General features: G+C 38.4%; 4 protein-coding genes. All 4 read right to left on the bottom strand.

Annotated features, from left to right (window positions below; genetic code table 11):
- Positions 1-654 precede the first annotated feature (654 nt).
- Complete coding sequence (locus GZ1_RS16860) at positions 655-2,310, bottom strand: hypothetical protein (protein WP_060788949.1); 1,656 nt, start codon at positions 2,308-2,310, stop codon at positions 655-657.
- Positions 2,311-2,461: 151 nt separating this feature from the next.
- Positions 2,462-5,803, bottom strand: a complete 3,342-nt coding sequence (locus GZ1_RS16855) for a DEAD/DEAH box helicase family protein (RefSeq protein ID WP_060788948.1) — start codon at positions 5,801-5,803, stop codon at positions 2,462-2,464.
- Positions 5,804-5,835: 32 nt separating this feature from the next.
- Entirely contained in the window at positions 5,836-7,020 is a 1,185-nt protein-coding gene (locus GZ1_RS16850) for a restriction endonuclease subunit S (protein ID WP_015373873.1), read from the bottom strand.
- Positions 7,021-7,029: 9 nt separating this feature from the next.
- The coding region (locus GZ1_RS16845) for an HsdM family class I SAM-dependent methyltransferase (protein WP_060788947.1) at positions 7,030-8,059 on the bottom strand (1,030 nt) is incomplete at its 5' end.

Below are 8,059 nucleotides of genomic sequence, written 5' to 3'. Positions count from 1 at the left end.
TTACAGATTCTCAGATCCCCATGTACCTTCTACTTTTTAATTAGCAACACACAACACTCCACATGCGTTGAGTAGTGATCGCAGATATCGAGATAGTAGCAGTGTTCACCTAATCCTTTTTGATAAAAAAAGAACAGCAGGAAACAATACAAATCAGCCATGATAGAAGCATGATTCCAAAAACGAGATAGTTCTTTTGGGATGTTTAGTGCAAAATAAAAGTGCAGAGATGCGCAAAACAAACGTTATGCATAGGGTCTTTACATGGAATAGCAGCCATGATGACCTGCTTAGGTTTGCCAAATCTGCTACAGCTGGCTGCTTAGCAAAAGAATCATGGCTGCAGAGGCTCCATATTAAGCCTTTAATAGCGAGAATTTGGTTGAATTTTTATTCAATATGACAGAATTTATATACTGAAATACTCTGCACTTTTTTCTTACAAAAAACAACAAAAGCTGAGTGATTGGTTGGCGATAACTTGTTCCTCTGTTGATGAAAACTCAATTATTTGTAAAACTCATTTAGAAAACTGCTCAGGAGGCATCATACGCTCCCCGTAGGAATTTCCCGCTTTGATACCTCAATTTGTTATTCGTAATTGTTAGCCGCTACAAAATTCACATCAGTACCCCTTTATAGTTTGCCTAATCCTTAACCGTTATTTATCAGATTCACGAAAATTGAATTAATTGTCGAGAGAGTTAGCCAAACAATTTTCATAAAAACCGGGAGTGTTATTTCACCGACACTTATATCTATTGAATGAGCCAATCTATTACGATAATTAAGGCCTACATCTCTATCCTCATGTAAAAAATAATATCTAGTCCAGCGATGATGGTGTTCACCAATTATATTGTCTAATACACCCACATTATTACTTGAAGTCCCTAGGATTGTACCAAGTGTTATCCTTGACCTTTCAAAAAAGGCATTCTCTTCAATACATATATAAATAAGTCTAAGTACTTTCTCTAGAAATGTGATCACAAACATTGCTTTCATCTGGTAAAACACAGCTTCACTAGTATCCCTACTATCACAAAGGATCATTATTAACGCATCTATATCCTTATCTAAGTCATCGTGTTTTGTATCGTGATTCAGAACCTCGAAAATAGAGTCAATAACCATTTTTAGAGAATCCCTAAATTCGTTTACTCTATTCGGTTTTCTAAACCAGTAAAGCAACGACATTGAATGACTAGTGATCAGTCGATCCATTGCACTGAACTTCCCATATGTAAAATACTGGTTGGAGTTAAAAGGTGTTCTTACCAAATCAACTAATGAAGGTTCATAACTCTTTGCCCCTTCCTCCAATATTGAGTACCAAAGATTATGAGTGTTTAGCCGATGTGTTATTGTCATATATTTTGTAAAATAGTCTAACCCTATTTTATCCAATTCTTCCATTAAATCATCATATGAAGCTGTTGATAATTCAAAGTGGAATTCTTGGCCATTCTCTAACAAGAATTTCTCTGCCTCTTCGTTAATTCTTCTAAGATAATTCTCTATTTGTCTTGAATGTTCGGAACGTATAAAATACAGTGTTTTATTCGCTCTGTGAATGATGGTTTGCAAATAATAAACATGCTGTGTCCCGCTATTGAACTGATTCTCAATATACCTATATATTTTGTCTCCCAATTCACATGCAATGTCCCTAAAATTGCTTTGATATAATCTTTCAACCGTTTCACAAATATTTTCAAATCTATAGGCACAGAGTTTTTCAAAATTGTCATCATCCAGCAACAAACATCTCATTAATTCCCCATTATTATCCTTTAATATATTTGACAATTCACTAAACTTATCGTAAACAAAAATAGGCATTTCCCGTATCATATATTCCAAAATACCTGAGTTCTTAAGTACATTGTAAAATTTTATAATTAGCTGTATTGTCAAGTCTTTAACTCCACTTTTGAAATACTTATTATTATATCTAAAAATATCTTTATAAGATGACGCAATAAATTTTACTAAACTTGAGTTATTGACTTGATTCAATTTGCTCGCTGAATATTTAATAACCTGTTTTAACTGCCCCTTATAAGGCTCAAGCAAATAGTCAGAATCTTCGTTGTATAGGGTTACGAACTTCAAAAACAAAACATCAATGTAATCATTTATATCATCAATACATCCAAAGCTCTTCTTTTCATAATAACTTTTCATTTCCTCAAAATTATCAATTATTGTTCTAATCGTATGGGGAGTACTTAGGTCAGAGATATCATACTTTTCTAAAGTTATTAATACCTTTTTCTCATCGTATAAACTTGAAATAAAATTCATTAATTTAACCACCCTGTTACTTACTTGCGATCTCCGTACAAATCTAATGAGCATGTTGCCACTTAATATATTTATTCGGCTAGTTGAGCAATTAAGGCCCAACTAACCGAATATTCTTTAATAAGTTTAGATACCAGCAAAATGTTTTCAGCTACGCCCCCACAATATCTTCTGAATTTCTGTTAATCTCATCGATAATGCTAATAATCCTCCGCGCGTCATCCATGTTGTCTTGAAAGAGTTCAACAATGCTGCCGACGGTTTTAAATGGTTCTTCCTGCAATACTTTTTTATCCATGACCCCGTTTTTCACAAAGTAATCGACGATCAATTTGACAAAGCGGCTTTGTTGGATGTTCAACCGTTCGCTTGATAAAAATTCGGAAAACGCTTCGTTGGCGGCCTGTGGGTCAAGGCCGACGATTTGGCGGACGAGCTTTGTAATCGGCGTGTCTCCGAATTCTCTTTTATAATCTTCCTGTGTGCCAAGCTCATTCCAAAGAATATGCTCCAACGTTTTTACGTCTTGGACGGTTAGCTTTTTATTATTTCGCAACTTGTAAATGGCCATCTGGTCGCGGTGTTCATGCAGATAATGTTCCACCTTTTTGCGATAATTTTTCAGATCATTGACATTAAACATCGGGCCGTTTTCTTTGACTTCTAAAACTTGGTCTTTAAAGTTCGTATAGTAAATTTTTTGCGTTTCTTTTTCAAGGAATTTGACTAAGTCACGCAACGCTTCGCGAACGGCTTCCAATTCGAAAATATCGGCTTCGCTCCAAAATTCTTCCGTCTGTACTTTTTCAATAATGTATTTTTGTTCCATCACTTGAGGAATTGAGCCGAGCTTAGATAACGCCTCTGCAGTACGAATCACACTCCGAATTGGCTTCGTCGCATTTTTCGTTTGCAGTTTTGCCAACTCAATCGTGTACATGAGCAAATCAAAACGTTTCGCAAATTCATCATCATTCAACGGAACAATCAGCGGCGAAATATGTTCTTTGATTTCATTGACATCTATCGCTGTTAAGGAATCCCATTTAGCCCGGCTTTTAAACTTGTGTACGTATTGAATATGTTGGCGTACGCGGAAGTTTTCTTCGTTTAACTTATTGATTTCCGCTAGCACCTCGTCAATCAATTCATTGCGATGGGCAATATACTCTTCTTCTTGGTACTGTAAATGCTGCAGTTCTTTAATGATTTCGATTTTGGCATTAAACAAACGCTCCGTTAAGCTTTCCACCGCTTTTCCTTCGATTCCTTTCGGATTTTCCCGGAAAAACTCGAAGTTGCCGCAATAGTCAAAAATAAGGAAATGCGTTTTATCTTGCCCGGCTCCGAATAAGTCTTTGCACAAACGGGTTCCGCGCCCGATCATTTGCCAAAACTTTGATTTGGAGCGTACTTTTTTAAAGAACACAAGGTTGACGACTTCCGGAATATCCACTCCAGTATCGAGCATATCGACCGATACCGCAATTTGCGGCCATTTGTTGCGGTCGGAAAAATCGTTGATTAATGTTTGATAATAGTTCACACTGTAATCAATGACCCGTGCAAAGCCGCCCTTGTATTCAGGGAACAATTGATCAAAGCGCTCCACGATTCGTTCCGCATGGCGATGGTTTTTCGCAAAAATAATCGTTTTGCCGAGTTTGTCCCCGCCTTCGACGCGAATTCCTTTTTCCATTAAATCTCTCAGTACCGTATCAATCGTATCGTCATTAAACAACCATTCATTTAACGCGGCACTGTCAATATCCTCGCCTACTTCCTCATCAAATGTTTCTTCATATCGTTCTTTTTCTTCATCCGATAACTCATCGTAATGAATGCCCTCTTCAAGAAATTTAAGCTTTGTTTCAATGGTACGATAATCCACTAAATAGCCATCTTGAACCGCTTGATCTAACTCATAGGCATAGGTCGGCACACCGTTTTCTAAATCAAACACTTCATACGTATTGCGGTCAATTTCATCTTTTGGTGTGGCGGTCAGCCCAAGCAATATTGCGTCAAAATAGTCAAAAATTGCTCGGTACTTCTTATAAATACTGCGGTGGGATTCATCAACGATAATTAAATCAAAATGCCCGACGGTAAAGAGACGTTTGCCGTCTTTTCGTTTCGCTTCGTCAATCGCGTTCATCATCGTCGGATACGTCGAAAACACCATCCGACTTTCTTCCGGATTATCTTTATTATCGAGCAAATTGCAAAGCGTCAAGTTCGGTAGCAAATGGCTAAAGCTATTTTTCGCTTGCGTTACCAGCGTTTTGCGGTCCGCTAAAAACAAAATATTTTTTACCCAATTATGACGGGTAAGAACATCGACAATCGCGGCCGCCGTCCGGGTTTTGCCGCTCCCCGTCGCCATGACAAGCAATGCTTTGCGCCGTTTGTTCTCAAGCGCGTCACATACGGCTAAAACCGCTTCTTTTTGATAATAGCGATTCGTAATGTTGTCATTGATTTGCACATTTTTTAGCGGCTTCTTCATCGTCCGTCGATCAATAAGCAAGCTTAATTCTTCCTTATTGTAAAAACCGGAAACTCTCCGCGCCGGATAGTTAAGGTCGTCCCAAATATACGTTTCAAAACCGTTTGTGTAAAAAATAATCGGACGTTGACCGTGCATTTTCTCAATGCAGTCGGCGTACAATTTCGCCTGTTGCTTTCCTTTGTTCGGGTCAGCGGTTGTCCGTTTCGCTTCGATAACCGCAAGCGGCTTACCGTTGTCGCCAAAAAGAACGTAATCGACATAGCCGACTCCTTCCTGATTCGGCATGCCAACAACAGGGTATTCCACAACAACGTCCTTTTTAAATTCCCAACCCGCTAGCTTTAAATCTAAATCAATGTATTTCTTTCTAGTTTCAAATTCGCTTAATTCGTCCACTTGGAAGTGATACTCTTTTGTATTCGCTTCCCGTTTGGCGGTAAGAAGAGCGCGGAGCTGTTCATTTTCTTTCACCATTTCCTCAAGACGCTTGTCTTTAGAGCTTAACCGTTCGTATAAATCTTTTAATTCTTCCGGACGCTCGCGCTTTTCCTCTCCGATTGGCAGCAATGATTCGTCAAAGTCCGTAGCCGTATATTCATCGGAATAACAATAATCAATCCAAGACACAAACTGATGAAGATGATGCAGGGAAAGAATCGCTTCTTCCCTCGTAATCATCGAGTTCGTATGAACCGCGACATTTCCCAGTTTGACAATGTAACGCAACAACGGCAACAAGTCTTCATCAATAATGGACAAAAAGACGTTGTCATGAATCAAGCTTGAAAGATTGTCCTGATAAGGAACTTTCAATGCGCTGTCAAAGCTGTACACCCACTTAACGGCAAGCTCCAGCGCACGGCGCGTTAAGATCGCGCACGTCGCTGGACTGACGACCAAACTTTTCTCCGCCTCTAAACACGCATTCGTAAAACTCTCATAATGAGGTTTGCCTATTAAAAAATGAAAGTTGGATAACAATAAACGCCCCTCCTTTGACCGAAACTAACCTTCTAATCGTTGAACAATTCTCCCTTAAATGCGCGTTGCATAAGGGAATTAAACATATTTTGTATCTCTGCTTGACTTTTTAAAAGAAGTTCTTTCTTTAAGTTTATTTGTTGTATAGTAGCTGCAAATAATTCCTGTAACTCTAAAGGTGGAATAATGATCTCAAGTTCTTTTAAATTTTTTAAAGGAAGCTGCGGTTGAGAAGATCCTGTTTGTGTTTTCTTTAAAACTAATTGAAAGCTATTAGATGTATAAAGTTGCTGGAAAAAAATTCGATTAACATTTTTCAATCTAAGAATCGCCATTTGAGCATTTATGAACCCTGTGTCATAACCTTCTTCATCAAAAATGACTATATTCCCAATGGATCCCCTCAGTGTAACAATTAAATCTCCCCGTCTTAATTTTCCTTTTCTCAATTGACTAAACTTTTCCTTTGTAATATACGTTACTTTCGATAAGTCTAATTTGTTGTTCACAAAGTTTGAGGTAGACAAAAAAAGTATACCTTCACTAACAAGCTCATGTTGCTTCGGATAGTTTTCACCTCGATCTCCATCCTCAATTTCCGCAATATCTTTTAATTTCTTAACATCCCATCCCTTTGGATTACTTACTGGATCCCCAAACATCTCCAAAAACACACTTTGCGTTAATTGATCTAACGCTTCAATTTGAGCTTTTCGTTTGTCAATGAGTTCTTGGGCTTTATCTAGTACAGAAACAATGCGCTTCTGTAAGTCTATACTAGGGATTGGAATTACAACTTCTTTTAAAAATTTAAAATGACGATTATATCCTGTGTCTGGTATATTCACTGTGCGAAGATAATAATAAATGTATTTCGTAAGAACTTCTTCCTCCGAGAATACATTTTTTAGTAGTTTTGCACCATCTGCGCCTATAAATATAGGAAAATCAATATACTTTAATATTCTTGTATGATCACCAAATATGATTAATGGAGATTTATCATAGATACCGTCTCCATCATTGGTAAAACCAGCAATATAGTCTTTTCCCTGATCAATAATTGGATAACTTCCTTGTGCAAGGTATTCCTCTTTTTTTATTTTTTTTGCATTCTTAGTTTCATCTCTTAAAACATCGCTAAATTTTAATAACTTCCAATTGGGATTTTTTTGCAAACTTCTTAAAGATTTCTTGTCCTGATATTTACTAAACATAGCATCACTCTATCCCTTTATTAAGTTTTTTAATTCCTCTAATCCATTTATAATTTCTTTTTCCAAGGCTTCCACTTTTTCAAGTATCACACTTGGCGCTTCATACTGTACTTCTTCATACTCAATCTCTTTATATCTATTAATCGAAAGGTCATAATCGTTTTCGCGAATTTCTTCCACCGGCACGAAGAACGACTGCTCCGTGCGTTTCCGTTCTTTCTCTGCTTCACGGTTATGGAAGCGCGCAATGATATCCGGAATATCGTTTTCCTCAATCGGTGTGCGCTTGTCATCCAATGAGTAGCCGTCCGCTTTCATGTCATAGAACCATACTTGATCCGTGCCGCCTACGCCTGTTTTGGTGAAAATCATAATCGCCGTCGAAACCCCGGCATATGGTTTAAATACGCCGCTTGGCATGGAAATAATCGCTTCTAATTTATGATTTTCCACGATTTCTTTGCGGATGTCTTTATGCGCCTTCGAGCTGCCGAACAATACCCCGTCCGGCACGATGCACGCACAGCGTCCGCCTGTTTTTAAAATGCGTAAGAATAATGCCAAAAATAAAAGTTCGGTTTTCTTTGTCTTTACAACTTTTAACAAATCATTTGAAACTGCATCATAATCTAATGAACCTTTAAAAGGCGGATTGGCAAGGACAAGGGTGTATTTGTCCTTATCTTTGTTTTGTTCCGACAAGGAGTCGCGGTATTCGATATTCGGGTTTTCGATGCCGTGGAGCATCATGTTCATCGCGCCAATCCTTAGCATCGTCCGGTCCATGTCAAAGCCGTAGAACATGTGGTTGTTAAAGTGTTCTTTTAAACTTTGCACGAAAAACAGATCGCTGCGGTGCTTGCGCAAATATTCGCCCGCCGCCACCAAAAACCCCGCCGAACCTGCCGCTGGATCGACGATGATGTCTTCCGGCGTCGGTTTCATCAGTTCGACCATCATTTGAATGATATGGCGCGGGGTGCGGAATTGGCCGTTCGTGCCCGCCGTGGCGATTTTCGATAACAAATACTCGTACAAG

This window comes from Geobacillus zalihae NBRC 101842, from assembly GCF_001544135.1.
GTDB lineage: Bacteria > Bacillota > Bacilli > Bacillales > Anoxybacillaceae > Geobacillus > Geobacillus zalihae.
Note: the sequence above shows the minus strand (reverse complement) of the source record. Positions and strands in the feature narration are given on the sequence as shown.

Excerpts from the sequence above, each read along its gene's own strand:
- GZ1_RS16860 (WP_060788949.1), bottom strand. The coding sequence starts at position 2,310 with ATGAATTTTATTTCAAGTTTATACGATGAGAAAAAGGTATTAATAACT.
- GZ1_RS16850 (WP_015373873.1), bottom strand. The coding sequence starts at position 7,020 with ATGTTTAGTAAATATCAGGACAAGAAATCTTTAAGAAGTTTGCAAAAA.